At 69.0% G+C, this 26,134-nt stretch carries 24 protein-coding genes; 8 read left to right on the top strand and 16 right to left on the bottom strand.

All coding sequences use genetic code 11. The annotated features are described in order from the left end of the window. The first annotated feature begins 42 nt into the window (after positions 1-42). Positions 43-447 carry a response regulator gene (locus H4W30_RS07805; RefSeq protein WP_225948817.1) on the top strand — a complete coding sequence of 135 codons (405 nt, stop codon included), beginning with the start codon at positions 43-45 and terminating at the stop codon, positions 445-447. An 8-nt stretch (positions 448-455) separates the two neighbouring features. On the opposite strand, the gene H4W30_RS07800 is transcribed toward H4W30_RS07805, so the two are convergent. The 3 genes from H4W30_RS07800 to H4W30_RS07790 are packed head-to-tail and all read right to left on the bottom strand — an operon-like array spanning position 456 to position 6,758. Next, positions 456-4,958: a HAMP domain-containing protein gene (locus H4W30_RS07800; protein WP_192742145.1), complete on the bottom strand. Its 4,503-nt coding sequence runs from the start codon at positions 4,956-4,958 to the stop codon at positions 456-458. 22 nt (positions 4,959-4,980) lie between these two features. Then, positions 4,981-6,051: a PAS domain-containing sensor histidine kinase gene (locus H4W30_RS07795; RefSeq protein WP_378234881.1), complete on the bottom strand. Its 1,071-nt coding sequence runs from the start codon at positions 6,049-6,051 to the stop codon at positions 4,981-4,983. Positions 6,052-6,083: 32 nt separating this feature from the next. Further along, positions 6,084-6,758: a response regulator gene (locus H4W30_RS07790; protein ID WP_192742144.1), complete on the bottom strand. Its 675-nt coding sequence runs from the start codon at positions 6,756-6,758 to the stop codon at positions 6,084-6,086. Between the two features lie 291 nt (positions 6,759-7,049). Here H4W30_RS07790 and H4W30_RS07785 point away from each other — a divergent pair, with 291 nt between their 5' ends. Next, positions 7,050-7,319 carry a hypothetical protein gene (locus H4W30_RS07785; protein ID WP_192742143.1) on the top strand — a complete coding sequence of 90 codons (270 nt, stop codon included), beginning with the start codon at positions 7,050-7,052 and terminating at the stop codon, positions 7,317-7,319. A 14-nt stretch (positions 7,320-7,333) separates the two neighbouring features. Here H4W30_RS07785 and pspAB read toward each other — a convergent pair whose 3' ends face one another. The 7 genes from pspAB to H4W30_RS07750 all read right to left on the bottom strand — a co-directional run bounded on the left by pspAB (position 7,334) and on the right by H4W30_RS07750 (position 12,741). Continuing rightward, positions 7,334-7,891, bottom strand: coding sequence for a PspA-associated protein PspAB (gene pspAB, locus H4W30_RS07780; RefSeq protein WP_225948815.1), 558 nt, complete (start codon positions 7,889-7,891; stop codon positions 7,334-7,336). A 134-nt stretch (positions 7,892-8,025) separates the two neighbouring features. Continuing rightward, positions 8,026-8,703, bottom strand: a complete 678-nt coding sequence (locus H4W30_RS07775; protein WP_318780558.1) for a GAF and ANTAR domain-containing protein — start codon at positions 8,701-8,703, stop codon at positions 8,026-8,028. A gap of 117 nt (positions 8,704-8,820) precedes the next feature. Next, positions 8,821-9,681, bottom strand: coding sequence for a spermidine synthase (locus tag H4W30_RS07770; protein ID WP_192742142.1), 861 nt, complete (start codon positions 9,679-9,681; stop codon positions 8,821-8,823). Further along, complete coding sequence (speD, locus tag H4W30_RS07765) at positions 9,681-10,052, bottom strand: adenosylmethionine decarboxylase (RefSeq protein WP_192742141.1); 372 nt, start codon at positions 10,050-10,052, stop codon at positions 9,681-9,683. Before speD ends, H4W30_RS07770 begins: the two co-directional genes overlap by 1 nt. Then, positions 10,042-11,184 carry a type III PLP-dependent enzyme gene (locus H4W30_RS07760; protein WP_192742140.1) on the bottom strand — a complete coding sequence of 381 codons (1,143 nt, stop codon included), beginning with the start codon at positions 11,182-11,184 and terminating at the stop codon, positions 10,042-10,044. Before H4W30_RS07760 ends, speD begins: the two co-directional genes overlap by 11 nt. 45 nt (positions 11,185-11,229) lie before the next feature. Beyond that, positions 11,230-11,418, bottom strand: a complete 189-nt coding sequence (locus H4W30_RS07755) for a hypothetical protein (RefSeq protein WP_192742139.1) — start codon at positions 11,416-11,418, stop codon at positions 11,230-11,232. Between the two features lie 138 nt (positions 11,419-11,556). Continuing rightward, positions 11,557-12,741, bottom strand: a complete 1,185-nt coding sequence (locus H4W30_RS07750; protein ID WP_192742138.1) for an MFS transporter — start codon at positions 12,739-12,741, stop codon at positions 11,557-11,559. Positions 12,742-12,834: 93 nt separating this feature from the next. Between H4W30_RS07750 and H4W30_RS07745 the strand changes: the two genes are divergently transcribed. Both H4W30_RS07745 and H4W30_RS07740 read left to right on the top strand, forming a co-directional pair. After that, positions 12,835-13,338 carry an Lrp/AsnC family transcriptional regulator gene (locus tag H4W30_RS07745; protein ID WP_192742137.1) on the top strand — a complete coding sequence of 168 codons (504 nt, stop codon included), beginning with the start codon at positions 12,835-12,837 and terminating at the stop codon, positions 13,336-13,338. Positions 13,339-13,485: 147 nt separating this feature from the next. Next, positions 13,486-15,870, top strand: a complete 2,385-nt coding sequence (locus H4W30_RS07740) for an ATP-binding cassette domain-containing protein (protein ID WP_192742136.1) — start codon at positions 13,486-13,488, stop codon at positions 15,868-15,870. Between the two features lie 262 nt (positions 15,871-16,132). Here the strand turns inward: H4W30_RS07740 and ligD are convergent, their stop codons facing one another. After that, complete coding sequence (gene ligD / locus H4W30_RS07735; protein ID WP_192742135.1) at positions 16,133-17,071, bottom strand: non-homologous end-joining DNA ligase; 939 nt, start codon at positions 17,069-17,071, stop codon at positions 16,133-16,135. A gap of 74 nt (positions 17,072-17,145) precedes the next feature. Between ligD and H4W30_RS07730 the strand changes: the two genes are divergently transcribed. Continuing rightward, positions 17,146-17,826: a TetR/AcrR family transcriptional regulator gene (locus H4W30_RS07730; RefSeq protein ID WP_192742134.1), complete on the top strand. Its 681-nt coding sequence runs from the start codon at positions 17,146-17,148 to the stop codon at positions 17,824-17,826. Here the strand turns inward: H4W30_RS07730 and H4W30_RS07725 are convergent. Together H4W30_RS07725 and H4W30_RS07720 are read right to left on the bottom strand one after the other, a co-directional pair. Beyond that, positions 17,765-18,100 (bottom strand): sporulation protein, encoded by a 336-nt coding sequence (locus H4W30_RS07725; protein ID WP_192742133.1) that lies wholly within the window; start codon positions 18,098-18,100, stop codon positions 17,765-17,767. The genes H4W30_RS07730 and H4W30_RS07725 overlap by 62 nt on opposite strands. A gap of 5 nt (positions 18,101-18,105) precedes the next feature. Next, on the bottom strand, positions 18,106-18,765 hold the full coding sequence (locus tag H4W30_RS07720) for a GntR family transcriptional regulator (protein WP_192742132.1): 660 nt from the start codon (positions 18,763-18,765) through the stop codon (positions 18,106-18,108). Positions 18,766-18,868: 103 nt separating this feature from the next. On the opposite strand from H4W30_RS07720, the gene H4W30_RS07715 reads away from it, so the two are divergent. After that, the gene (locus tag H4W30_RS07715) at positions 18,869-19,669 is read left to right on the top strand and encodes a carbon-nitrogen hydrolase family protein (RefSeq protein WP_034307677.1); all 801 of its coding nucleotides are present in this window, start codon (positions 18,869-18,871) and stop codon (positions 19,667-19,669) included. Positions 19,670-19,775: 106 nt separating this feature from the next. On the opposite strand, the gene H4W30_RS07710 is transcribed toward H4W30_RS07715, so the two are convergent. The 3 genes from H4W30_RS07710 to H4W30_RS07700 form a co-directional block, all read right to left on the bottom strand. Continuing rightward, entirely contained in the window at positions 19,776-21,098 is a 1,323-nt protein-coding gene (locus H4W30_RS07710; protein WP_192742131.1) for an alpha/beta hydrolase family protein, read from the bottom strand. After that, positions 21,095-23,416 carry a penicillin acylase family protein gene (locus H4W30_RS07705; RefSeq protein WP_192742130.1) on the bottom strand — a complete coding sequence of 774 codons (2,322 nt, stop codon included), beginning with the start codon at positions 23,414-23,416 and terminating at the stop codon, positions 21,095-21,097. Before H4W30_RS07705 ends, H4W30_RS07710 begins: the two co-directional genes overlap by 4 nt. A gap of 95 nt (positions 23,417-23,511) precedes the next feature. Continuing rightward, entirely contained in the window at positions 23,512-24,090 is a 579-nt protein-coding gene (locus H4W30_RS07700) for an ArsR/SmtB family transcription factor (RefSeq protein WP_126737323.1), read from the bottom strand. 250 nt (positions 24,091-24,340) lie between these two features. On the opposite strand from H4W30_RS07700, the gene H4W30_RS07695 reads away from it, so the two are divergent. Together H4W30_RS07695 and H4W30_RS07690 are read left to right on the top strand one after the other, a co-directional pair. Further along, the gene (locus H4W30_RS07695) at positions 24,341-25,534 is read left to right on the top strand and encodes a lytic transglycosylase domain-containing protein (protein ID WP_192742129.1); all 1,194 of its coding nucleotides are present in this window, start codon (positions 24,341-24,343) and stop codon (positions 25,532-25,534) included. Positions 25,535-25,663: 129 nt separating this feature from the next. After that, the gene (locus H4W30_RS07690; RefSeq protein WP_126734573.1) at positions 25,664-26,092 is read left to right on the top strand and encodes a pyridoxamine 5'-phosphate oxidase family protein; all 429 of its coding nucleotides are present in this window, start codon (positions 25,664-25,666) and stop codon (positions 26,090-26,092) included. Positions 26,093-26,134 lie beyond the last annotated feature (42 nt).

Raw genomic sequence — 26,134 nt, 5'->3', positions numbered from 1 at the left:
ACCACCACCGGCACCGCAGACCGCGCGGGCTCGGACCGGGTGATGAACCGAACGCCGCCCCCCAGGCTCCGGGTGCTCGTCGCGGACGACAACCCGGTCATCGGGGACGCCCTGCGGGCCCTCTTGGAATCCGAACCGGACATCGAGGTGGTCGCCGTCGCGGTCGACGCCGGAGAAGCGGTCGCGCTCGCGGAGCTGCTGGTCCCGGAGGTCGCGCTGCTGGACGTGCGGATCCCCGGCGGGGGCGGCGCGTGGATGGCGCGGGAGATCCGGCGGCGGGTGCCCCATACGCGGCTGATGGCGTTCTCCGCGCACAGCGACACCCGGTCCATCGCCCAGATGGCGTCCGCGGGTGTCACCGAATACCTCGTGAAGGGCAGCCCCAACACGGAGATCGTCGCGGCCATCCGCCGCGTCTGCGCGAGCGGCGCCAACGGGACCGAGTAGCCCACCGTTCACTCCGCGAGCCAGCGTTCCATGCACGCCAGCAGTTCCTCCGCGTTCACGGGTTTGGTGACGTAGTCGCTCGCCCCGGCGGCGAGGCTCTTCTCCCGGTCCCCCTCCATCGCCTTCGCGGTCACCGTGATGATCGGCAGGCCGGCGAACTTCGGCATCTCGCGGATCGCGGCGGTCGTCGCGTGGCCGTCCATCTCGGGCATCATCACGTCCATCAGTATCAGGTCGATACCGTCGTCGGCCAGCAGTTCCTCGATGCCCTTGCGGCCGTTGGGCGCGTGCACGACCGACAGTCCGTGCAGTTCGAGCATCCCCGAGATCGCGTACACGTTGCGGGGATCGTCGTCGACGAGCAGCACCTTGCGGCCCTGGAGCCGAGGCCGTCCGGCGGGCAGGCCGGACGGCCGGTCCGGCGACGGCACCGTCTCCTCGGGCTGCTGCATCAGCGGCAGGATGCCTTCGAGCTCGCTGGCCGAGATGTGCAACATGATGCGTTCCCGCAGCATGTCCAGCGACGGCAGCAGCTCGACCGGATGCACCTTCGCGTGCCCGTGCAGCAATCGCTCCTGTGCCGCGCTGAGCTTGCGGGTCGCGTGCGCCAGCACCGGGACCTCGACGGGGCCCGGCCCCTCCGCGAGCCGTTTGAGGAATGTCAGCGCGCTCGTGCCGGGAATGCTGGTGTCGAGCACGACGCACCGATAGCTTTCGCGCTTCACCTCCTCGTACGCCTCCACCGGATCGGCCACCGCCCGGACCTGGACCGAGCCGTGGCTGTCCGCGACGTCGGCCGCGACACCGCGCGCGAGCAGGGTCAGCAGGCTGTTCCGTTCGTCCTCCACGACCAGCACCCGCCGCTCCGCGCCGACGTTGTCCACAGTGGACTCGTCGAGGGTCGCGGGTGCGGCGAACCTGGCCACCGGCAGGTAGAGGGTGAACGTACTGCCCGTCCCCAGCACGCTGTCCGCCCGGATCTCCCCGCCGAGCAGGTACGCGACCTCACGGCTGATCGACAGGCCGAGCCCGGTGCCGCCGTACTTGCGGCTGGTGGTGCCGTCGGCCTGCTGGAAGGCCCCGAAGATCGATTCGAGGTTCTCCTCGGCGATCCCGATCCCGGTGTCGATGACACTGAACGCCACCAGCGCTTCGTGCGGGAGCGCGCCCGACGGCGAAACGACGGTGTCGACCAGTTTGACCCGCAGTTCGACGCTGCCGCGTTCGGTGAACTTGACCGCGTTCGACAGCAGGTTCCGCAGGACCTGCCGGAGCCGCTGTTCGTCGGTGAAGAGCAGTTCCGGCACGTTGGGTTCGACGGTGACCTGGAAGTCGAGCCCCTTCTCCGCGGTCAGCGGCCGGAACGTCGTGCCGACGTAGTCGAGCAGCTGCCGCAGCGGGAACGGCTCGTGGTGGATGTCCATCTTGCCCGCCTCGACCTTCGACAGGTCGAGGATGTCGTTGATCAGCTGCAGCAGGTCGGTGCCCGCGGACTGGATCACCTTGGCGAACTCGACCTGTTTGGGCGTCAGGTTCTGGGTCGAGTTCTGCGAGAGGACCCCGGCGAGGATCAGCAGGCTGGTCAACGGCGTGCGGAGTTCGTGCGACATGTTCGCCAGGAACTCCGACTTGTACTTCGAGGCCAGCGCCAGCTGCTGTGCGCGTTCTTCGATTTCCTGACGTGCCTGCTCGATTTCGAAGTTCTTCACCTCGATGTCGCGGTTCTGCCGCGCGAGGAGTTCGGCCTTCTCCTCCAGTTCCGCGTTGGACACCTGGAGTTTCGCCTGCTGCGCCTGAAGCTCCTCGGAGCGGGCCTGCAGTTCCTCGGCGAGCCGCTGGGACTCCTCCAGCAGGGAGTCGGTCCGCGCGTTGGCGATGATCGTGTTGACGTTGACCCCGATGGTCTCCATCAGTTGTTCGAGGAAATCCTTGCGGACGGCGGTGAATTCGCCGAACGAGGCCAGTTCGATGACGCCGAGCACCTGGTCCTCGAAGACGATCGGCAACACGATCAGGGTGACCGGCGGGGCGGAGCCGAGGCTCGACGAGATCTTCACGAAACCCGGCGGCGTCCGGTCGACCACGATCGGTTTCTTGGTCTGCGCGGCCTGGCCGATCAGCGACTGCCCCATCGCGAAATCCGAGGGCGTGTCCGGGTCCTCGCTGTGCCCGTAGCTGGTGATCAGCCGCAGCCGGGTGCCGTGTTCACCGGATTCGGTGAGGAACAGCGTCCCGTGCTGGGCGCCGACGAGCGGGGTCAGCTCGTTCATGATGAGCGTGGCCACCACCCGCAGGTCCCGGTGCCCCTGCATGAGGCCGGAGATCCGCGCCAGGTTGGTGTTGAGCCAGTCCTGTTCCTCGTTCGCCCGCGTCGTCTCGCGCAGCGACTGGACCATCGCGTTGATGTTGTCCTTCAGCTCCGCGACCTCGCCCTGCGCCTCGACGGAGATCGACCGGGTGAGGTCGCCGGTGGCCACCGCGCTGGTGACCTCGGCGATCGCCCGGACCTGGCGGGTCAGGTTCCCGGCCAGCTCGTTGACGTTCTCCGTCAGCCGCTTCCAGGTGCCCGAAACGCCTTCGACCTCGGCCTGGCCGCCGAGCCGCCCCTCACTGCCGACCTCGCGCGCGACGCGGGTGACCTCCGCGGCGAACGCGGAAAGCTGGTCCACCATCGTGTTGATGGTGGTCTTGAGTTCCAGGATCTCGCCCCTCGCGTCGACGTCGATCTTGCGGGACAGGTCGCCCTGCGCGACCGCGGTGGTCACCTGCGCGATGTTGCGGACCTGGCCGGTGAGGTTGTTCGCCATCGAGTTGACGTTGTCGGTGAGGTCCTTCCAGGTTCCGGCGACGTTCGGCACCCTCGCCTGCCCGCCGAGGATGCCCTCGGTGCCGACCTCGCGCGCCACCCGCGTGACCTCGTCCGCGAAGGCCGACAGCGTGTCGACCATGGTGTTGATCGTCTGCGCGAGCGCGGCGACCTCGCCCTTGGCCTCGACGGTGATCTTCTGCGACAGATCTCCCCTGGCGACCGCGGTCGCGACCTGGGCGATGGACCGCACCTGGTCGGTCAGGTTGTCGGCCATGACATTGACCGATTCGGTCAGGCCCTTCCACGTCCCCGACACACCCTTGACGTCCGCCTGACCACCCAGCCGCCCCTCGGTACCGACCTCGCGGGCGACCCGTGTGACCTCGTCGGCGAACGACGACAACTGGCCGACCATCGTGTTGATGGTGTCCTTGAGTTCCAGGATCTCGCCGCGGGCGTCGACGCGGATCTTCTGCGACAGATCGCCTTTCGCGACCGCCGTGGTGACCTCGGCGATCGACCGCACCTGATCGGTCAGGTTGTCGGCCATGACGTTCACCGATTCGGTCAGGCCCTTCCACGTCCCCGACACACCCTTGACGTCCGCCTGACCACCCAGCCGCCCCTCGGTACCGACCTCCCGCGCGACCCGCGTGACCTCGTCGGCGAACGACGACAACTGATCCACCATCGTGTTGATCGTGTTCTTCAACTCCAGGATCTCGCCCCGCGCGTCCACGGTGATCTTCTGCGACAAGTCACCTTTCGCCACCGCTGTGGCCACCTGGGCGATGGAGCGGACCTGCGCGGTGAGGTTGCCGGCCATGAAGTTCACCGACGTCGTCAGATCCCGCCAAGTGCCGGCGACCCCGGGAACCTGGGCCTGCCCGCCGAGCGCTCCTTCGGTGCCGACCTCGCGCGCCACCCGCGTGACCTCGTCAGCGAACGACGACAACTGATCCACCATCGTGTTGATCGTGTTCTTCAACTCCAGGATCTCGCCCCGCGCGTCCACGGTGATCTTCTGCGACAGGTCGCCTTTCGCCACGGCCGTGGTGACCTCGGCGATCGACCGCACCTGATCGGTCAGGTTGCCCGCCATGAAGTTCACCGACGTCGTCAGATCCCGCCAGGTCCCCGCCACCCCGGGGACTTCGGCCTGCCCGCCGAGCCGTCCTTCGCTGCCGACCTCGCGCGCCACCCGCGTCACCTCGTCCGCGAACGACGACAACTGATCCACCATCGTGTTGATCGTGTTCTTCAACTCGAGCATCTCGCCCTTGACGTCGACGGTGATCTTCTGCGACAGATCACCCTTCGCCACCGCCGTCGCGACCTCGGCGATGTCGCGGACCTGGCCGGTGAGGTTGCCCGCCATCGCGTTCACCGAATCGGTGAGGTCCTTCCACGTCCCCGAAACCGAGGGCACCGCCGCCTGTCCGCCGAGCTTCCCGTCGGTCCCCACCTCGCGCGCGACCCGCGTGACCTCGGAGGTGAACAGCGCCAGCTGATCGACCATCCCGTTGAAGACGAGCGCCATCTCGTCCATCAGGACGTCGTCCACCTGAGGCAGCCGGGTGCTGAAATCACCGTCGCGGACGGCTTTCAGCCCCTCCAGCAGGCGCTGCAGGCCCTGGTCGTCGATCGCCCCGGCGGCCCGGGCGGTCTCTCGCGATCCACGCTTGCTTCCCGGTTCCGGCATCGGGATGTCTCCTTCGTTCTGCCTACCCGCGGGGAGGGCCCAGCGGAATCCAGAAGGTCACCGACGTACCTTCGCCGGGTCTGCTGGAGATCCGGAACCAGCCTTCCGCCGCTTCGGCACGTTCACGCATCGACGCCATGCCGATGTGCTCGCCCGACAACGTTTCGTGCCCGCTCTCGCCGTCCGGTTTCATGCCGTCGCCGTCGTCGGCGACCGTCACCAGCAGACCGCCGTCCTGCCCGGTCAGCGAGACCACGACGGAGGTGGCGTTCGCGTGTTTACGCACGTTCACCAACGCCTCCTGCAGGATCCGGAAGGCGGTGACGACGAGATCGGGCGGCGGCCGGACCGCGAGGTCGTGCCGCAGCGTGCATTCGAGGCCCCAGCCCGCGACGACCTCGTCGAGATAGTCGCGGACGGAAGCGATCAGATCCTCGTCGTTCAACGCGGGCGGCCGCAATTGGGCGACGAGGATCCGCAATCGCCGGATCGCCCCTTGAATCGCTTCGTCGAGTTGCTTCAGTGCGGGATCCCGGCGTTGCGCGGCGAGCATCTGCAACCGCATGCTCACCGCGATCATCGACTGAATGGAATCGTCGTGAACATCCCACGCGATACGGCGACGTTCGGTTTCCTGCGCCCGGACCAAATGCGCGAAGGCCTGACGGCGTTCGGTCCTTTCCTCCAGTGTTTTCCGGCGTTCGGTGAGATCGCGGGTGACTTTGCCGAAACCCACGAGGTCGCCCTGTTCGTCCCGCAAGGCGGTGATCACGGTGTTGGCCCAGAACCGTTCGCCGTCGCGCCGGACGCGCCAGCCCTCGTCCTCGTGACTCCCCATCTCGGCGGCGACCAGCAGTTCCGCGGCGGGTTTGCCGTCGGCGACGTCGTTCTCGGTGTAGAAGACGGAGAAATGACGGCCGAGGATCTCCTCCTCGGAATAACCCTTGATCCGCTCCGCCCCCGGATTCCAGCTGATCACCCGGCCCTCGACGTCCAGCAGGTAAATGGCGTAGTCGACGACGCTGTGCATGAACAACTCGAAGAGCACAGCGCTGCGGTGATCGGGCGCCTGTTCCGATGGCAGCATGGCCATAGTGCAGCTTGGCACTCGGATACGTCTCGCCGCTACGGCCGTTCGAGGAGGCCATTCTTGCGCGCGTGCGCCACGGCTTCGAGTTTCGAATGGGTCCCGGTCTTCACCAGGATCCGCTGCACGTGATTCCGCACGGTATTCCGCGCCAGCCGCAGCTCTTCGGCGATCCGGTCGGTTCCCGCGCCTTCGGCGATCAGCCCCAGCACCTGTCGTTCCCTCAGGGTCAGCACCGGCCCGAGCCTGCCCGGGCTGCCGGCCAGCATGGCCAGCGCGCCGCTGAGCAGTTCGGGGTCGATGACCACGTCGCCCGCCGCGATGGTCCGGATCGCCGTGACCAGTTCGTCGAGGAGACCGGATTTCAGCAGCAGCCCCGCCCCGCCGACCTCCAGGATCCTGGCGGCGATGGCGCTGTTCGCGTCGCCGGTCAGCACCAGCACCCTGCTCGACGGCGAGATCTCGCGGAACCCGGCGATCGCCTCGATCCCGTCGCCGTCCGGCAGCCGCCGGTCGAGCAGCACGATGTCCGGCAGCTGCTCCCCGGCCGCGATCATCCCGTGCGCCAAGGACTCCACCGACGCCACCAGGTCGATCTCCGGGAATTCCTCGAAGGCCGCGCCCAGCGCTTCGGCCACCATCTTGTGGTCCTCGACGAGCAGCACCCGGATCGGGGCCGGGGGCACGGGCCGCGGGGAGTTCGGGTTCGGCATGCACCTTCTCCGTCGATCGTCGTCTCGCCGGGCCATTGTCCGGCGGATTCCCGGAAATCGATCCCGCCCGCGGCGGCTTTCACCCTGGTGCGAACTCGCGAAGCCCGGCGCATTGTCCCACCGGGTCCGGCCCGGCCGTCGTTTCGAGGCCAACCCGTGACCCGCCGTACCCGCCTGGCGACCGAGTGGGGTCTTTGTGCCCTCGACGGCACAACCTTCGGCGCTGACCGGAACGGCCCTCGGTGAGCCATCGTCGTACGTGACGACATCGGACCGAAGGGTGAGCGGGACGTGACCACGAGAATCTGCGAGACCCGCCGCCGTCCCGGGATGCACGCCGCCGGACGCCGGGCACGGGGCGCGGCCGAACCCGAGCGGCTGCCGAGGGTCGTGGTGAAACCCGATACGCACGCTTCGCTGCTCGACGACGTCCTCATCGCCATCCGGCATTTCGACGGCGCCGCCCTGGCCACGCGGTCACGGCGACGTCTGCCGGGATGGAGCCCGCGAGACCGCCGCGTCCAGCGACTGCGCGGCTGGCTCAGCGGCGCCCCCGGCTGACCGGCGGGCGACGGTCACACCGGGCGCCACCGGCCGATGTCGGACTCCATCGGCACGATCCGGGTCAGCGACGAGCGGATCTTCAGTTCCAGCGCCCTGTCCCGGCCCCTGGATCCGCGGGGCGCGTACGGGTAGAAAGTGCCGCGCTCCCGGCGATAGACCATGGTCAGCTTCGGATGACGCATGTCCCGCAACTCGGCGAAGTCCACCGTCGTGTGCAGCAACCAGGAAGCGAACCCGGCCTGGGCCAACCGTTCGTTGACGTCGGCGAGATCGTCGAGCAGCCAGCCGAGGTCCCCGTTCTCCCGCCAGCAGCGCACGATCGTCCGCCCGAGCGCGTCGTGATCGACCACGTTGCGGCGGACGGGATCCCCGGCGAGCCCGGCGACGATCTCGGCATCCGTCCCCCGGCCCGGACGGCCTTCCGCGACGAAGCAGACCGTCCCCGATCCGGTGGGCGCCAGCCCGTACCCGGACCGCAGCGCCAATGCCGCGGACCTCAGCTCCAGCAACGGAAGCAGGCTCAGCCGCACCGACCGGCCCCGCCCACGCAGACTTCCCAGCAACGCCATGACCTCACCGCACCCTTCTGCTGCGTGAAGCCTTTCCGATGCCGGCCTCACCCCCTAGGGCGCACGGTCACGCGTCGCCCGGGACAAGTCCCCGGTTCCGGTGACCAACGGCCCTACCAGCGTTTCGGCCGGGGTTAACGGGTGTCCAGCGTGCCGTCGACGACGCCGCGCGCGACCTCCGACAGCTTCCTGTTCGTGCTGCGGGCGAAGGAACGCAAGCGATGGAAGGCGGTGCCGACGTCGACCCCGCCGCGTTCGGCGAGCATGCCTTTCGCCTGTTCGATGACGACCCGGCTGTCGAGCGCGGTCTGCAGCTGCTCCGAAAGCGTTCGATAGTGCCGCAGTTCCCGCTGCTGCAGGAGACACGACGTCGCGACGTCGGCCAGTGCCCGGCCCAGACGGCGGTCTTCGACGCTCAGCACCACGGTTTCGGCACTGAGGAAGGCGATCGCACCGACGGTTTCGTCCATCGCGCGCAACGGCAGCGCGGAAACCGCGGCATAGCCCTTCCTCGCCATTCTGGCGGCATAACCCGGCCAGCGCGAAACCTCCGCGGAGAGGTCGTGGACGGCGATGTCGTTCCCGGTTTCGAACGACTCGCGCGCGGGCCCTTCCTCCACCACCGCGGGATGACGTTCGAGCTCCAGGCCCGGCAGGAAGATCTCCGTGGAAGCGATCGGAAGCAGCCGCGCGCATTCGCTGGACAAGGTGTCCACCACCCGGTCCGGCCCGAGGTCTTCCGCGACACTCGCGGTCAAACTCGCGAAGGCGGCACAGACCGCGGGTTCCCGGTCCGCTCGCCAGCTGCTCACCCGAGCGATTCTGGCCTCCACCGCGACCAGCGGCAACGACCAGATGGAGGATCCTGTACCGACGGTGTCACGCACGGCGACGACCGTTGATCTCGGCGGGATAACGGGCGAAGGTTCTCAGTTCCGCCGCAACGAAAACGGCGGGACCGTGTTCGCCCTCAACGCGTCCTCGTCCATTGTGGACTCCCCGATGCCCGCCTTGCCGATCTTTTCCGCGACGAACGCGCCGGGATCCTCGAGCGCGTCCGCCCTGCCGGTCAGGAACGCCCACTCGTGCTCGTCCGAACCGTAGTAGAGAACGGTCCCGAACGACTCGGTGAACCGGCGCCACGACGAGATCAGCGTCTGGTTGCGCCAAAGCGTCGGGCAGCCCGCCTGACACCCGACCACGCCGCCATCGGTGAGCAGATCCGCGCACCGGGCCAGGAAGTCGGTACCGTACAACCGGTTGTGCTGCGCCTCCGGATCGTCGTTCTCGTCCGGCAGGTCGATCACGACCACGTCGTAGGAGTCCCCGCGTTCACGCGCCTCGGCGAGGAACTCCCACCCGTCGCGGTAATGGATCCGGATCTTCCCCTCCCCGCGCTCGGCTCGGGCCAGATCGTCGAGGGTGTAGCCGTAGGGAAGGTGTTCGGCGCAGGCACGCACCGCTTCCGCGTCGATGTCGACGTGATCGACCACCTCGGCGCCCGCGGCGACCGCCAGCTCGGAAGCGACCCCTTCGCTGGAGCCGATGATCAGCACCCGCTCGACGCGCTCGGCGAGCAGCAGCGACGGGACCATCAGCGCCTCGTGGTAGACGAGCTGGCTCAGCTCGGTGCTCTGCCGTTCGTCGTCGCAGAACAGGGAGATCCCCTGCGCCGTCCGTCCGATGAGGACGTTCTGGAACGCGGTGCGGCCCTCGAACAGGACCTCCTCGACGTCCCAGTTCCGGGTGAGCCCCGCGCCCATCGGCTCGACGATCACTCGCTGCGCCATCACTTCTCTCCTCGTTCCACTGTGGACATCCGGACCGTCCCGGCGCCCAGCATCTTCGCCAGCAGCGCGACCGCGCGTTCCGGATCAGCCCGGTCCCCGCAGGTGAACACGTCCACGAACACCGAGCCGATCTCCGGATAGGTGTGCACCGACGCGTGCGATTCCGCCAGTAGCGCGAGCACGGTGACCCCTTGCGGGGCGAAGGAATGCGACACGACTTCGCAGACCGTCGCCCCCGCCTCGGTCACCGCTTCGGCGAGTGTCTGCTTGAGAAGCAGGGCATCGTCGAGCAACGACGGCTCGATCCCCTCGAACTCCGCGAGTACATGGCGGCCGGCGAACCGGCCGACGAGTGGTACTTCACCCGGCATCGGCGAACCTCCCCACACAATAAGTACGCAACGGCTCGATTCCGTTGAACGCGACGGACGAATAGCTGGCGGTGTACGCACCGGTACCCGGGATGTCCAGCCGGTCGCCCGCCTTCAACGACATCGGCAGGGCGCACGGCGTCCGCTGGTAGAGCACGTCGTCACCATCGCAGGTCGGTCCCGCGAGGACCACCGGCCCTTGCGGTCCCTTGACGCCGACGGCCTCCAGCCGATACGCGACGGCTTCGTTCTCGCACTCCGCCATTCCGTTGTACCTGCCGACGTCGAGGTAGACCCAGCGGCGTTCGTCGGCGGCGGCGCGGGTCGTGACCAGGACGACCTCGGTCCTGATGAGCCCGGTGTCACCGACGATCACGCGACCGGGCTCCAGCAGCAACTCCGGCCCCGGCAGATGCTCGCGGCGGGCGTCGTGGATCACCGCGGCGTAGTCCGTCAGCGACGGCACGGGCTCCCGGTGTTCGGTCGCGAACCCGCCGCCGATGTTGAGCCGCTCCAGCACGACGCCCGCGTCGGCGGCGACCTTGGCCGCGGTCGCGATCCCGATCTCCCAGGCGGCCGGATCCGGCTGCTGCGAGCCGACGTGGAACGCGATCCCCGGCCGCAGCCCGGCTTCCGCGACCTGGCGGAGCAGGGCGGCGGCCACCGCGGGCTCGCAGCCGAACTTGTCGCCGAACGGCGTGACCGAGTCCGGGCCGCCGGTCAGGAGACGGACCGAGACCAGCGAACCGGGCGCGTGCTCGGCCAGGTTCGCCAGATCGCCGGCGGAATCCGTGGTGAATTCACGGATTCCGCGCCGGTGGGCGAAGGCGATGTCCGCCGGTTTCTTGATCGTGTTGCCGTAGGCCAGGTCCGCCGCCCGCGCGCCCCGGGACAGGCACAGCTCGATCTCCGCCGTGCCCGCCACGTCGAATCCGGCGCCGGTCGACGCCACCGCGTCGAGGACTTCGGGAGCCGGATTCGCCTTGACCGCGTAACGGATCAGCGCGTCCGGGAAGGCCGCCGAGACCGCGGCCGCACGCTCCGCGACCAGGTCGGTGTCGACGACCAGGCACGGCGTCGGCGGCTCGCGGTCCGCCAGGAAGGCGCGGATCCGGTTCAGGCTTGCGGTCACACGCCCCAGGGTGTCAAATCCCGATCACCGGCCCGGAACCCGGGGTCACGCCCGGACGTCACCAGAGGGTTGCTCCGGCAGTTCCACGCCGTGCTCGGCGGCCAGTCGCTCCAGGTTGGCCAGATCGGCGCCGACGGCCGAAGCCCTGTCCTCATCCGAGGCCTGTTTGGCGATCTGGACGTCCTCCCTCGCCTGCCGTACCCGGTCCCGCAGATTCACCGCGAACTCGCTCATCGTGCACCCCCGATCTCCCGCACCTTGTCTGCTTTCACCCTAGGACCCTCCGAATCGGTCACCCACGTGATCTGCGTCATCACGGGTTCGTTCGTGTCGGAGTGAAGCAGTATGACGGCAGGCCCCGGGTTTCGCAGATCAGCGGAGCCCGGCTTTTTCGGCGGGTTCCGGCGCGGGCACCCGGCGGCCGATCACCGCGAGCGGGGCGAGGGCGCACAGCCCGCCCGCGACCGCGACCAGAACGTATCCGCCCAGGCCGAAGAGCTGCCCGGCGAGCAGGCTCGCGGCGGCCGAGGTCCCCCAGACGAAGGCGTCGACCGTGCCCTGCGCCCTCGTCCGCTGAGCGGGCGGGAGATCGCGGCTGAGCAGGCTGCTGCCGCCGACGAACACCAGGTTCCAGCCGTAGCCCAGCAGGAACAGCGCGACCGGGATTCCCACGTGATGCGAAGCGGGAGCGGCGATGACGGTCATCGCCGCGACGGCGAGCGTGCCGATCCCGCCGAAGATGGTCGCGCGGCCGCCCCAGCGGTCGGCGATCCAGCCGGACAACGGCGCCAGCGCGAACATCCCGGCCAGATGGGCGCTCAGCACCCAGCCGACGACGTCGAGTCCCTGACCGTGCTGGTGCAGTTGGACCGGTGTCATCGTCATCACCGCCACCATGGCCAGCTGCGCGCCGACCATCGCCACGAGCGGCCCGAGGATCGCCGGGTTCCGCACGGACATCCGCTCCCGCCTCGGCACCCCCTCCGCCGGGGCGGCGAGGCCGCGCGGCAGGGTGGCGACGGCGACCACGGCGATGGCCACGACGACCGCGCCCGCCACGATCGGGCCGGACAGGGCAGGCAGGTCCGCGGCTTCCGCCTTCGCCGCCGCCGGTGCGATCAGCGCAGGACCCGCGATCGCGCCGACGGTCCCCGCCCAGACCATTGTGGACAGTGCGAATCCCTTGCGGTGCTCGGGCGACAGGTCGGCGGCGGTGTACCGGGACAGCTGCGCGCCGCTGTTGCCGAAGCCGATCAAGGGCATCCCCGCGACCAGCGCGAGCACGGATCCGCCGAGCACGCCGGCGAACGAGATCAGCGCGCCCGCCACCGCGGCGCCGTACATCAGCACCAGGACGAGCCGCCTGCCGTAGCGGGCGGCCAGTGCCCCCGACCACAGCGAACCCGCCGCGGAACCGAGTACCAGCACGGCGTTCGGGAGCCCGCTCCACGCCGCGCCGGCGTGCTCGACCACGATCAGCGCCGCCGTGGTCGACAGGCCGACGACCGCGGTACTGAGACAGGCGACGCCCACGAAGAGCGCCAACATCGGTTTCATGCTTCAAACCTAAGGATTCCGGGCGCCGCGGCGAATAGGCTGTCGAAGGCCTCGCGGGGGTGCGAGGCGCATGATGGAAGGAATCCGGGCGGTATGACCTTACGATCGGAAAGGGCGCTGGACGACCTCGACTGGCGGCTCCTCGAAACGCTCCAGAGCGACGGGCGGCTCTCGTTCAAGGAACTCGGCCGCCGCGTGAACCTCTCCGCCCCCGCCGTCGCCGAACGGGTCCGGCGGCTGGAGGAGGCGGGGGTCATCACCGGGTATCGCGCCAAGGTCGACGCCAACCGCGCCGGGTACGGCCTGCAGGCGTTCGTCGAGATGCGCTGCTCGCTCGGCAGCTGCCTGCTGCGGACCAGCAAGTCCGAGGACTATCCCGAGGTCGTCGAGCTGCATCGGCTCAGCGGCGACCGCTGCACCATGCTGAAGGTGCGGGCCGTGTCGCTCGAACACCTCGAAGGTCTCTTCGAACGGCTGGGCAAACACGGCGAGATCCGCTCGTCGGTCGTGCTGTCGACGCAGTACGAGGGCAGGCCGGTCGGCCCGCCGGTCGAGGACTACCTGAAGGCGACGAAGAGCGAGGGCTGGAGCGTCTGAACGTCACCGGTCAGGAATCGAGAAGCGGGCGGCGCCCGAACTCACCTAGCGTGACCAACGTCGAGGACGAACGGCTCGAACCTGGTTAGATCGAGCCCGGTGAGGCTGACGGACAGTGCACGCGGCCCCCATGAGGATGGAGAGAAGATGCGCAAGACCACCAGGCCGCAGGCGCCCGAGGTACACCCCGCCGACAGCCACGACCTGATTCGCGTGCTGGGCGCGAGCGAGAACAACCTCAAGAACGTCGCCGTCGAGCTGCCGAAGCGACGGCTGACGGTGTTCACCGGGGTTTCCGGCTCGGGCAAGAGCTCCCTGGTCTTCGACACGATCGCGGCCGAGTCGCAGCGGCTGATCAACGAGACGTACAGCACCTTCGTCCAGGGCTTCATGCCGACGCTGGCCCGGCCCGAGGTCGACGTGCTCGACGGCCTGACCACGGCGATCATCGTCGACCAGCAGCGGATGGGCTCCGACCCGCGTTCCACGGTCGGCACCGCCACCGACGCCCACGCCATGCTGCGCATCCTCTTCAGCCGGCTCGGGAAGCCCCATATCGGCTCGCCGCAGGCCTTCTCCTTCAACGTCGCGTCGATCTCCGGCGCTGGCGCGGTGACCGTCGAGAAGGGCGGGCGGACCACGAAGGAACGGCGCGAGTTCAGCATCACCGGCGGTATGTGCGCCCGCTGCGAAGGCCGGGGGCAGGTCAACGACATCGACCTCACGGCGCTGTACGACGACAGCAAATCCCTCAACGAGCACGCGCTGACCATCCCCGGCTTCTCCATGGACGGCTGGTACGGCCGCATCCTGCGCGGCTGCGGCTTCTTCGACCCCGACAAGCCGATCAAGAAGTACACCAAGCGGCAGCTGGACGACCTGCTCTACAAGGAGCCGGTCAAGCTCAAGATCGAGGGCATCAACCTGACCTACTCGGGTCTGATCCCCACGATCCAGAAGTCGTTCCTGTCCAAGGACCGCGAGGCGATGCAGCCGCATATCCGCGCGTTCGTCGACCGGGCGGTCACCTTCGCCACCTGCCCCGAATGCGACGGGAGCAGGCTCAGCGAGCTCGCGCGTTCGTCGAAGATCAAGCGGATCAACATCGCCGACGCCTGCAAGATGCAGATCAGCGACCTGGCCGACTGGGTCCGCGGGCTCAAGGAGCCGTCGGTCGCGCCGCTGCTGGAGAAACTCCAGCACACGCTCGACTCCTTCGTCGACATCGGTCTCGGCTACCTCTCCCTCGACCGGCCGTCCGGCACGCTTTCGGGCGGTGAGGCGCAGCGCACGAAGATGATCCGGCACCTGGGCTCTTCGCTCACCGACGTCACCTACGTCTTCGACGAGCCCACCATCGGGTTGCACCCGCACGACATTCAGCGGATGAACAACCTGCTCCAGCAGTTGCGGGACAAGGGCAACACGGTGCTGGTCGTCGAGCACAAACCGGAGACCATCGCCATCGCCGACCACGTCGTCGACCTCGGACCCGGCGCGGGTACCGCGGGTGGGACGATCTGCTTCGAGGGCACCGTCGAGGGCCTGCGCGCCAGCGACACCATCACCGGCAGGCACCTCGACGACCGGGCGTCGCTCAAGGACAGCGTCCGCAAGCCGACCGGCAAACTGGAGATCCGCGGCGCGGACCGCCACAACCTCCGGAACGTGGACGTCGACGTCCCGCTCGGCGTCCTGTGCGTGGTCACCGGTGTGGCCGGTTCCGGCAAGAGTTCGCTGATCCACGGCTCGATCCCGGCCGCCGAGGGCGTGGTCTCGGTCGACCAGACCCCCATCCGCGGCTCGCGGCGGAGCAACCCGGCCACCTACACCGGCTTGCTCGAACCCATCCGCAAGGCCTTCGCGAAGGCCAACGGGGTGAAGCCGGCGCTGTTCAGCGCCAACTCCGAGGGCGCCTGCCCGAACTGCAACGGCGCGGGCGTCATCTACACCGACCTCGGCATCATGGCGGGTACCGCGACCACCTGCGAGGAATGCGACGGCAAGCGGTTCCAGGCGTCGGTGCTGGAGTACACCTTCGGCGGCAAGAACATCAGCGAAGCGCTCGAGATGCCGGTGTCGGAGGCCGTGAAGTTCTTCGGCGAGGGCGACGGGCGCATCCCGGCCGCGCACGCCATCCTCAGCAGGCTCGACGACGTCGGGCTCGGCTATCTCAGCCTCGGCCAGCCGCTCACCACGCTTTCCGGCGGCGAGCGACAGCGGCTGAAGCTCGCGACGCATATGGGCGACAAGGGCGGTGTCTACGTCCTCGACGAGCCGACCACCGGTCTGCACCTCGCCGACGTCGAGAACCTGCTGGGCCTGCTGGACCGGCTCGTCGACGCGGGCAAGTCCGTGATCGTGATCGAGCACCACCAGGCGGTCATGGCGCACGCCGACTGGATCATCGACCTCGGCCCCGGCGCCGGCCACGACGGCGGCAAGATCGTCTTCGAGGGCACGCCGTCCGACCTCGTCGCGAGCGCTTCGACGCTCACCGGCGAGCACCTGGCGGCCTACGTCGGCAAGTGAGCCCTCCTCCTTCCGCATTTAGTCCTCTAAATGCGGAAGGGGGTCACACGCGTCGCGAAAGCCACTTTCGGGACATCTGGCGTCCCGAAAGTGGCTTTCGCGACAGCCGAAGCCGGCGCCGGCGAGGGGCGGGCTCCACGGGAGGCGGCGGCAGGGCACGTTGCGAAAGCCACTTTCGCAACCTTCAACTTTGCGAAAGTGGCTTTCGCAACCCTCACCCGGCCCCACCCGACCCGCATTTAGAGGACTGAATGCGGGGAGGTCACTCGCCGTCGGTGTCGAGGCCTTCTCGGTCCGCCCACTCGAGCAGGGTGTCGAGGGAGTAAGCGGTGTCGTCGATACCCGCGTGCAGGTCCCCGAGTTCGGCGAAGCGCGCGGGCACCGTGGCGATGGTGAACTCGCGCGGTTCGACGTCGTCGATCTCGTCCCACCGGATCGGCGTCGAGACGACGGCTTCGGGCACCCCGCGAACCGAGTACGCGCTCGCGATGGTGTGGTCGCGGGCGTTCTGGTTGTAGTCCACGAACAGCTTCGAGGGGTCACGGTCCTTGCGCCACCAGGTGGTGGTGACCTCGTCGGGCATCCGGCGCTCGACCTCGTGCGCGAAGGCCAGCGCCGCCCGGCGGACCTCCTGGAAACCCCAGCGTGGCTCGATCCGGACGTAGACGTGCAGGCCATGCCCGCCGGAGGTCTTCGGCCAGCCGGTGATCCCGAGTTCGTCGAGGATCTCGTGGACCGTGTGGGCGACCTTCCGCACGGTGGAGAACGGGCAGTCGGGCATCGGGTCGAGGTCGATCCGCCATTCGTCGGGGCGTTCGGTGTCGGCGCGGCGGGAGTTCCACGGGTGGAACTCGACGGTCGACATCTGTACCGCCCAGATCACGTCGGCGGGATGGGTGACGCACAGTTCGTAGGCGTGCCTGCCGGAGGGGAAGTCGACGCGGACGGTCTGCAACCAGTCGGGAGCGCCGTTCGGCACCCGCTTCTGATGGACCTTCTCCCCCGAAACGCCGGACGGGAACCGGTGCAGCATGCACGGCCGTTCCCGCAGTGCCCGCACGATCCCGTCGCCGACGGCGAGGTAGTAGCGCACGAGGTCGAGCTTGGTCTCGCCCCGTGCCGGGAAGTAGACGCGATCCGGGTTCGAGATGCGCACCGTCCGGTCGCCGACCTCGATCTCCACCGCCGAGCTTTTCGCCATACAGGGAAACTAGCCCGAAAGCCGCCGGTCCGCGTCCGCTCGACGGCGATCCTGGCTCTGCCAGGATGACCGGCATGGCACCACGGACCCGCGCGGAGGCACTGTCACGCGAGCGCATCGTCGAGGCCGCCGTCGAACTGCTCGACGCGGCGGGCGAGCGCGGGCTGACCTTCAAGACGCTGACCGAACGCCTCGCCACCGGCCCCGGAGCGATCTACTGGCACGTGCCGAACAAGGGCGCGCTGCTGGACGCCGCGACCGCGTCCGTCATCGCCACCGCGCTGAACGTCGAGGCCGGCGGCTCGCCGGAGGACGAGATCCGGGCAATCGGACTCGGCCTGTTCGAAGCGATCGAGCGGCACCCGTGGCTCTCCCCGCAGCTCGCCCTCCAGCTCTCCCGTAGCCCTCGTGGCTCGGTGACCCCGCGCATCTTCGAAGGGATCGGACAGCGGGTCAGTGCGCTGGGCATCCCCGAAACCGCCTGGTTCACGGCGACCTCGGCATTGGTGCACTACATCTTCGGCGCCGCGGGCCAGAACGCGGCGAACTCCCGGGTGCTCGGGCCCGGAGTGGACCGCGCCGAATTCCTCCACGCGGCGGCGAACGCCTGGGAAGAACTGGACCCCGGCGAGTTCCCCTTCCTCCGGGCCGTCGCCGCCGAGGCCCGCGATCACGACGACCGGGCGCAGTTCCTCACCGGGATCGAGCTGATCCTCGCCGGGATAGCCGGCGCCGGTGGATCGCGGCGACCGTGATCGCGAAGACCGCGCCGAGGAAGGTCACGTCCACCGCCGGGACCCAGCGGACCTCGCCGCCTTTGAGGACGTACGCGCCGACAGGCCGCGCGGCGAGGATGAAACCGCCGCCCTCCCCTTCCTTGTCCTGCTCCGCGCCGTGCCCGCCGCCTCCGCCGCCGATCACCCTCGCGGCCGGGATGACCACGACGCCGTCCTTCTCGACGGGTTCGCCGTAGACGCGCCGGACGGTGAGGTTGTCACGCATGGCGCCGACGACCTTTTCGAGTCCCATCGAGGTCAGCCCTCCTGCGGCAGCGCCGACATCACTTCGGACACCGGGCGCAGATGCTCCTCCAGCAGCCGTGACGCCTCTTTGACGTCATGGGCGTTCAGGGCGGCGACCAGCGCCCGGTGTTCCTCGTTGATCACCGTCAGCCGCTCCGGGCGGGCTTCCAGCGCGCGGACCGTGACCCGCTGCTGCCGTGACCGGAGCGTGTCGTACAGCTCGGTCAGGACGGTGTTGCCCGCGGCGTTCACGATGGCGCGGTGGAACCGGCGGTCGAACCCCGAAACGGCGAACCAGTCGCGTTCGGCGCCGGAGCTCACCATCGCCTCGATGAGTTCCGGCAGTTCGGCCGGAGCGCCCGCCCGGTTCGCGCAGAGCGCGGCGATGGCATGGCCTTCGATCAGCCGCCTGCTCTGGTACACCTCTTCAAGTTCCCTGGCGGTGACCGTGCGCACCTGGGCGCCCTTGCGGGGCAGGAGGCTGATGAACCGCTCGGCGGCCAGGCGGTGGAACGCCTCGCGCACCGGCGTCCTGGAGACGCCGACGACGCCGGAAACCCACATCTCGTCGAGGAAGCGGCCGCCTTCCAGCTCACCCGAGATGATTCCGTCGCGCAGCCACGTGTAGACCCGCTCGCGCGCCGGGCCGCCCCCTTCGGCGGTCACAGTCATCTCGTTCCCCCTCTATTCCGTCACTTTCCGCGACAGAGCCTACACCTGGACCAGCCAAGTATCCATCATGTATACAAGAGTTCCACTGATTGGAAGGGGTCCCATGGTGCACGTCGCGGTGGCGCAGTTCGCGCCTGGCAACGACAAAGAGGCCAACCTCGCCCGAGTCGCCTCCCTCGTCGGCGAAGCGGCCGACCGCGGTGCGCGGGTGGTCGCCCTGCCCGAGTACTCGCTGTTCACCGTACCGACGATGAGCCGGGAATTCGTGACCTCGGCCGAAGAACTCGACGGGCCGTTCGTCACCGAGCTGCGCGGCCTCGCGAAGGACCGGCAGATCACCGTCGTCGCGGGCATCAACGAAGCGCTCCCCGGCGGCGAGCGGATCTCGAACACGCTGGTCGCGGCCGGCCCCGACGGCGCGATCGCCGCGCTCTACCGCAAGCTTCACCTGTACGACGCCTTCGGTTTCCGCGAATCGGAACTGGTCCGGCCCGGCGACATCGAAGCGCCGGAGACGTTCGAGGTCGACGGGATCACCTTCGGTCTCCAGACCTGCTACGACCTGAGGTTCCCGGAGGTCACCCGCCGCCTGGTCGACGCGGGCGCGGACGCGGTGCTGCTGCCCGCGGAGTGGATGCCCGGCCCGCTCAAGGAGGACCACTGGACCACCCTGGTCCGGGCCAGGGCGATCGAAAACACGATCTACCTCGTCGCGGCGGGGCAAGCCGCGCCGGCGGGTTCGGGCCACAGCATGATCGTCGACCCGATGGGCGTCGTCGTCGCCTCGCTCGGCGAGCGCACGGGCACCGCGACCGGCGAGGTCTCCGCCGAGCGGATCTCCGAGGTACGCGCCAAGAACCCGGCGCTGCAGCTGCGCCGGTTCGCCGTCACCCCGAAGTCCTGAGTATCTTCTGAACCGGAGGTCCGTTCGTGAAGACACGCCCTCGGGCGTGGTGACGCGGCTTCCGTTCGCCTGGGTGCCGGGTGGCCGCCCGGCACCCAGGCTCATTTCACGGCACCAGCAGTCCCCAGTGGACGGCCCACGGGACGAACAGCACGGCCCCGGCCAGCAGCAGGCCGACACGCACTCCCCCGCGTTCCTTCCTCCGCCACCACGAGACCGCGGTCACCGCCCCGGCGGCGACCCCGACCGCGATCAGCTGCAACGCGAGCCATGGCAACGTCCGTCCTAAAAGGACCGGGCCCGGCGCCATCGCCGCCCCCGTCGTCAGCACGACGTAGTAGACGAGAAATCCCACCGTCCCGAGCAGGCCGGCCGACGCCAGCCAGCGTGCGGGCCCGGCGAGCGGAACCTCCTTACGACGGCGGAACAACGCCGTCACCGGGTAGGCCGCGAACGCCAGCAACGCCAGCGCCCAGACCCCGATCTGCAGCCACGGCGCCTCGTACCAGGCGAGCGGTGCCAGCGCGGCACTTTGGCTCGCCTGGACCGGTGGCGGGTCGGCGGACGGCCCTTCCTTCGCTCCGGTCACCCAGTTCGCGACGAGGTCGAGGTAGCCGGGAGCGAAGCCGTCGAGCTTGTCGAAACCGTCAGTGGTCCGCCGGAGCCCGTGTTGGGCCTGCGGGAACACCTTCAGCGTGTACTGGCGGTTCCCGGCCCGGTCCAGCGTCTCCCGGAAGATCCGGACGGCCTCGCCGGGCGGGGTGAGCCGATCCAGTTCACCCCACAGCCCGAGCACCGGCTGACGCACCTTCTCCAGCACCGGGACCGGGTCGTAGCCGGCCTCGGGGAACACGCCCGCGCCCGCGAGGGTGCGCATGTTCGTCGACGACACCATGTCCACCATCGAACCGGTGACACCGCCTCGGCGCAGGTAGGTCTCGAAGGCCCACGACTGCTGGCGGTCGGGCGAAACGCCATTCGCCCCGACTGTGACCACGAAGGCGACGTCCTTCGACTTCGAGGCCGCCAGCGGCGCGACCCAGCCTCCTTCGCTCAGACCCCATACGCCTACGCGGGCCGGATCCACTCCCGGGCGCGAACGCAGCGCCTGGACGGCCGCGAGAGCGTCCTCGGCCAGTACCGAGTAGTCCCGCTCGAACAGCGAATAGCCCTCGGTCCGCTTGTCGTAGATCAAGGTCGCGATCCCCGCCTTGGCGAAGGATTCCGCCTCGGCGCGGTAGTCTTCCCGGTCGTGTTCGCCGGATCCGTGCACCATGACGATGCCCGGCGCCGGACCGCCGCCCGCCGGCGCGACCACCGTTCCCCGCAGGGTGACCCCGTGGCTGGTGAACGAGACTTCGCCGTCCGGAGCCGCGGCGGGCAGCGGTGACGAGACCGCCACGACGGCCGCGAGCAACGCGGCGATCATCGCCTGCTCACCCGGATGACCTCCAGCGACGGCGACGCGAGGATGTCCTTCTCGCAGTACCGTTCGGTGACCCATCGCTTGCGCGAGTACAGCTCCGTCTGGTCGCTGTGGTGCGCGGACTCCGGGTTCGCGGACTGCGAGTAGGTCATCAGCGTCGTCGTGTCCGGGCAGCCGGTCCCGTTGAACGCCACGACGTGCAGGTACGTTCCGCCGTGCGTGAACTCGGTGTACCCACGGGCCGGATCCCAAGGGCCGCCCAGGGAGTCGTAGACGCCGCGAGCCGCGGTTCCGCCGCCCAGCGGGATCTTCCGGCCGTCACGGACGACGTAGTGGTTGTCGCCGTACGGCGCGTCGAGCGGGATCTTCGCCGCCTGCAACTCCGCGACGGCAGCGGAAAGCGCCTGGCGGATCGCCGCGTTACCCGTGTCGAGGGTGTTCGGCGTGTGGACCGGATCCTTGGCGTCGAACGGGACCTTCCAGATCGACGAACCCATGCGATCGACGAGAGCCCAGAACCGGTCGAACAGCAGCGCGCCCCGGCTGTCCGCGTCCGAACGGCCGTCCCAAGCCGCCAGCGCGGCGCACGCGGCCTCCATCCCCGGCATCGCGCGGCACATCGCGACGACGTCGGCCCGGACGAGTTCGGCGGCGTGGTCCCGGTGCGAGAACATCAGGTCCCGCATCGCTTGCCCGGTGAAGCCGCCCTTCTTCAGCTGATCCGCGATCTCGACGAAGCCGCCTCGCGTCCGCATGTTCTGTTCGTAGCGGGCCGGGCCCACGATCCGGGGGAAACCGGTCTTCGGCACCGCGGGATTGGGCAGCCAGTAGCTGTCGTTCGAGTTCGCCACGTAGTCGGTGCGGCTCAGGCTCGGCAGGCTGGACGGGCCGAAGACACCCGGCCGCAGCGCGTCCCTGTCACGCCCCCAAGCGCAGGCAGTCTTGGAGCCATCGAGCACCGCGACGCCGTCAGCGTCGAACAGTTCCTTGCCCAATGGGGTGTTGCAGCGCGCCGCCTTCTCGTCGGTGACGTGCGGGACCCCGTGGATCTGGCTGAACTCCACCCGGCCGCGGTCGTCGGTGGCGAGGATGTTCATCCAGGGCAACCCTTGTGTCTCGCGGACCGCGCCGATCATCTCCCCCGCCGTCCGGCCGCGGGCGATCGCGAACATCGAGTTCGTCATCCCGAGGTTCGTGGCGTTGGCGTCCGCGATGGTGAACGCCGTCGATGCCGTCCACGGCAATTCCCGTTGCCCGAGCCGGGTCGTCACCGGTCCGTACCTGGTCGTCCACTGTGGACGTACGACCCGTTCCAGGGTGCCGTCCGCCTTGCGGGACAGGACACTCACGTCATGGCGGCGCATCCGCTCGGGCTTCCCGTCGACCAGATACGTCGTCGGCGAGCCGGGCACGAGCTTCAGCTCGAACAGCGTGTACGTACGCGTGGTGTCGGTCGCGGTCCCGCTCCAGGCGGCGGTTTCGTTGTGTCCCAGCCACATGAGCGGAATGCCGGGGATACCGGCGCCACTGACGTTCAGCTTGCCGGGCAGCGTCATCTGCGACTGCCACAGCCTGGTGCCGCTCAGCTGCCACGGCAGGTGCGGGTTGGCCAGCGAGACGCCACGTCCGTTCGCAGACGCGGCCGAACCGACCGCGATCGCGTTGCTGCCGATCCCGGTCTCTCCCAGCATCTGTTCGGTACCGCGGCCCGCGGGCGGCGCACCCGGCGCCGACGCGGTGATCGAGTCCGCGACACCGCCCTGACCGAAGATCATGCCGACCGCGTGGGCGTGCCGGTGGACGTCGAGTTCGGTGATCGGCTTCAGCCAGCCGGCGCCCCGGCAGGCCGGATCGGTGATCTCACCGGTGCGCAGGTACTTGTTGACCCCCTCGACGTACCCGCGGATCAGTTCGCGGACCTCCCGGTACGGCCCGCGCGGCGCGGGCGCCGAAAGGAGCCGCTCGATCACCCCGCTGTCGTTCAGGCCTTGGAAGTACAGGTCGCTCGCGAGGTTCGTGCTCGCCTGGCTCACTCCGCTCGTCGGCGGCGCGTCGGGCCCCAGCCAGCGGGAACGCTCGGCCCGCGTGGTGACCGCGACGTCCGCGATCGCGCAGATGTTGTCCTTGGCCGCGGCGAACCCCTGCCCGAAGCCCAGGTCCGCCCAGTCGTTCGCGACGATATGCGGGATGCCGTATTCGGTGTAGCGGATGGTGGCGTCCGGCCGGGATACCCCGTCCGGCGGTTGCGCGGCCGTCGCGGTCCCCGCCGCGAGCAGGCCCGCCGCGGCGCAGACGGCCGCGATCCTCTTCCAGAGCAGCATGCTGCTCCCCCTTGTCTGTGGAGTCGTTCGTGAAGACACGCCGTCCGGCGTGGTGACGCGTTACCGGTGGTCGAGTGGCCGCTCTCCCACCGGTTTTACTTCCCTTCCCTCACCTCCCCGTCGGCGTCCGGGAACGCCGTCCAGCGCACGAGCACCTTCCGCGCGTCCGGACCGGGTTCCGGCCGCCAATAGCGGCGCAGCAGGTCCAGGTACTCGTCGAAGAACTCCTTGAGCTCTTCGAGGTTCAGATAGACCGAGCCGCGGGAGAACACCAGCGCGTCACCCCATTCGCCCAGCTCACCGCGTCGCTCGAGGAAACGCGCCAGCTGTTCGAGGTCCTCGGTGAACGCGGCGCGCTGCGCCTCGTCGAACACGGCGCGCATCTCGTCGTTCTGCTCGCTGTGCCGAGGCCAGCGGATGTCGCGCGGCCGGGCACGCCACCAGCGCTCCTTGCCGTGCGCGAGCTCCGGCGCCTCGTCGACGAAGTCGTATTTCGCCAGTTCCCGCAGGTGGTAGCTAGTCGCGCCCGAACTCTCCCCCAGTTCCTTGGCCAGCTTCGTCGCCGTCGCGGGTCCGCGACCCAGCGCCTCCATGATCCGGCGGCGCAGCGGGTGCATCACCGCCTTGAGCACGGCGGCGTCGGCGATCTCTTCGGGTGGCGGCGGACCGGTCATGACACCAAGGTAGCCGTGCAAAGAAGATTGTGCAAAGGTCTCTTTGCACGCGGTTCAGACCACCTCCGCGGAGCGAGCGAGGATTCTGCTGACGGTTCGGTGAACTCAGCGTGAAATTGACAACTTCACTACGAAGGTCTTGTGCCGGGCGGACGAAAACTCGACAGGTTCGCGGGTTTTTCGTTGCGTCGTCCCCGAAATTCGGTTGTATCGGATAGTTTTGCCCGGAGTCGACCTAGCGGGAGAGAACATGCCGAAGCACCGCCCTCGACAGACGGACAAGTTGTCCGCCCGGCACCGGACGGCCTTCGCGCTCGCCGGTGGCGCGCTCGCCGTCCTGCCCGCGGTCACCGCGTCGGCGGGCCCGGACGCCCCGGTCGCCGCGCCGAAACCGGCCGCGCCGCAGAACCAGGCCGCGGCCTGGCAGCCGCCCGCGGGCACGGTCCCGGAGATCGCCGTCGACGGCAGCCTCCCCCAGCCGCCCACGCCGGATCCGCTGACCGTCCCCGGCTACAGCGGCAACGTCGGCGGCGCGTTCGCCCCGTCGGGCGCGCTCGGCATCCCCGCCAGCATGATGAAGGCGTACAAGAACGCGGCCGACATCCTCGCGAAGGAACTGCCCGGCTGCCACATCGACTGGGCCTTGATCGCGAGTATCGGCCGCATCGAGTCCAATCACGCGCGCGGCGGTTACGTCGACGCGAAGGGCGACACCCTCGAACCGATCCTCGGGCCGCAGCTCAACGGCGCCGGGCCGTTCGCAGCCATCTCGGACACCGACGGCGGCAAGTACGACGGCGACACGGTGTGGGACCGCGCCGTCGGCCCGACGCAGTTCATCCCGTCGACGTGGAAGGGCTACGCCTCCGACGGCAACGGCGACGGCGAGTCCAACCCGAACAACATCTACGACGCGACGCTCGCCTCGGGTCGATACCTGTGCTCCGGCGGCGTCGACCTGACGTCCGAGCAGACGCAACGCGTGGCCGTGTACCGCTACAACCACTCACTGTCCTATGTGGACACCGTGATCCGCTGGGCGGTCGCCTACCGCGGCGGCGTCGCGACCACGCCGGACAGCCAGGTGCCCGTCGGCGCTCCCGACTCCCCGGACGTCGCCGCCGGCACGCCCGGCGGCGAGGTCCCGGTGCCGACCCTGCCCGGCGCTCCCCCGCCCGGCACGACCACGCCGCCGCCGACCTCCCAGCCCGGCACGTCGCTCCCGCCGAGCAGCACCACACCGCCGAGCAGCACGTCGCCCTCGAAGCCGACCAGCACGCCGCCTTCGTCGACGCCTCCCTCGTCGACACCGCCTTCGAGCACGCCTCCGCCCTCGACGACGCCTCCTCCGTCCAGCACGTCTTCCGCGCCGCCGGCCTCGACCCCGGCCGAGAACACCGGTGAGACGAGCCCGACCAGCACGACCCCTTCCCCGACCCCGTAACGCCTCGTGAGTGGTAAGGACGGTTAGAACCGTCCTTACCACTCACGAGTCCGAGCGCCCGGAATGTCACGAAGACCGGCCGCGTTATCGCTTCTCGTAGCTCACCGAACCGAGAGAAGCGAGACACGGATGTCGTCTTTCGTCATGACCGCCGAAGAACGGGAAGCCTTCCTGAGCGAGGTCCACATCGGGGTCTTGGCCGTGGAGCGGGAAGGCCGGGCCCCACTGGCCGTGCCGGTCTGGTACGACTACGAGCCCGGCGGCGAACTCCTGATCTGGATGGACGGCGGTTCGGTCAAGGACAAGGCGATCAAGAAGGCGGGCAGGCTCAGCCTGGTCGCGCAGACGGAGACCTTCCCCTACAAGTACGTGACGGCCGAGGGGCCGGTCGTCGCCAACGACGCGCCGCCGACCAGGGAGCAGGCGCTGAAGATCGCGCATCGCTACCTGCCTGGCGAAGAGGGCACGAAGTACGTCGACGGCGCGCTCAGCGACAACTCCGTGCTGGTGCGCGTCCGGCCGGAGAAGTGGCTGAGCAACGACCAGAGCAAGGCCTGACCGCATGACGGTGTCCCGGCGGGCGGGCCGCCGGGACACCGT

Source organism: Amycolatopsis roodepoortensis (genome assembly GCF_014873915.1).
GTDB lineage: Bacteria > Actinomycetota > Actinomycetes > Mycobacteriales > Pseudonocardiaceae > Amycolatopsis > Amycolatopsis roodepoortensis.
The sequence above is the reverse complement of the archived record's forward strand: the minus strand, read 5'-3'. Positions and strand labels throughout refer to the sequence as shown.